Genomic DNA, 390 nt, shown 5'->3' with positions numbered 1-390 from the left:
CAACAGAACTTACTGCATTGACTCAAGCACGTGATGATGCACTTGCTGCGAAAACAGAAGCACAAACAAAAGTGACAGCATTACCTGAGGCGGTACAAGCAGAAAAAGATGCGCTACAAGGTCGTTTAAATGATCTAGTCGACATTACCTTACCAGCAGTAAATGATGAAAACGAAGATGGTGTGGATGATGCAGTTGCAGCACTTGAAGAAGCGACAGAAGCAGTAGAGGCGGCTGAAGCAGCATATGCAGAGGCAGAGCAAGCACTAGCAGATGCAGAAGCAGATGGTTTAATCACCCCAACAGAACTTGCTGAGCTGACTCAAGCACGTGATGATGCGCTTACTGCTAAAGAAGATGCACAAGCGAAAGTTGATGCACTTCCAGAAG

Annotated in this window: 1 protein-coding gene; it reads left to right on the top strand. The window is 46.2% G+C overall.

Features of this window, described 5'->3' with window-relative positions; all coding sequences use genetic code 11:
• The coding region (locus AC1M86_RS14795; protein ID WP_481608257.1) for a GA-like domain-containing protein at nucleotides 1–390 on the top strand (390 nt) is incomplete at both ends.

The sequence above is a fragment of the Acinetobacter sp. ANC_7654 genome, assembly GCF_056779855.1.
The sequence above is the reverse complement of the archived record's forward strand: the minus strand, read 5'-3'. Positions and strand labels throughout refer to the sequence as shown.